This window comes from Natrinema soli, assembly GCF_028618695.1.
Map to the genome: position 1 here is coordinate 1 of NZ_JAQIVI010000726.1, position 580 is coordinate 580.

Sequence of the window (580 nt, forward strand, 5' to 3'; positions counted from 1 at the left end):
GCGTCGGTGGCTCCGGCGGAGTCAACCGGTCCCGATAGCCGCAGTAGACGGCGGTCTTCAACAGATCGAGGGCCGGCATCGCGACCAGCGCGGAGACCAGCGAGCCGACGGTGACGACGTCGACGAGCGAAAACAGTCCGGTGAGCGTCGACAGCCCGACCAGTATCCCGATCGCGATCACGTAGTAAAAGGCCGCTTCCACCGGTTGCGCGCGAACGAATCCGGCGGCGTTCCGTAGCGAGCCGAACGCGCCCGCGTCGTCGACGACGATCGCGACCGGCGCGAAGGCGAACAGCGCGCGAACGACGAGCAAGACGACGAACGCGACGAGTGTACCGAGCATGACCACGGGGAGAGCGAGGGCCGCGGACCCCGTCGCGAGCGAGACGATGCCGCCGAACAGCGCCGTTCCGATGCCGATGGCACCGAGTACCGCCACCCAGCACAGGGACTCGAGGACGAACAAGCCGAGAAACCGAAGCCAGTAGCGGCGAACGCCGTCGATCCCGGCGACGAGGCCGCGCTCGTCCCGGAGCCGACCGTAACAGGCCGCGAGCTGGCCGGCGGCGACGACGGCGGA

At 69.0% G+C, this 580-nt stretch carries 1 protein-coding gene; it reads right to left on the bottom strand.

Annotated elements, in window-relative coordinates:
- On the bottom strand, window positions 1-580 hold a 580-nt coding region (locus PGX04_RS31040), incomplete at both ends, for a DUF7847 domain-containing protein (RefSeq protein WP_425498470.1).